General features: G+C 62.4%; 1 protein-coding gene. It reads left to right on the forward strand.

Going from position 1 to position 237, the window contains the following annotated elements:
* The coding region (locus AC1RPH_RS08505; RefSeq protein ID WP_481762150.1) for a hypothetical protein at positions 1 to 210 on the forward strand (210 nt) is incomplete at its 5' end.
* Positions 211 to 237 lie beyond the last annotated feature (27 nt).

Consider the following 237-nt stretch of genomic DNA (forward strand, 5'->3'; position numbering starts at 1 on the left):
CTCTACAACTTGCTGCTGGTCGTTCGAGAGCACAGGTCGGAGATCGGGAGCTGGCAGTTGGACAAGGCGCCACTGCAAGGCACACGGTTGGACGCCGCCCGCAGCATGGACTCAATCATTCGCGCCGCCCGCACACCACTGCTGAAGGGCCGACTCGACACCACGAAACTGGTCTCGCTGATCCGGACGCTCGTCGCCGACATCAACTGAAACACCCGCCAAGTCTCGGGTCTGGGA

Source organism: Dellaglioa sp. CoH-57-MRSF-16 (assembly GCF_056782055.1).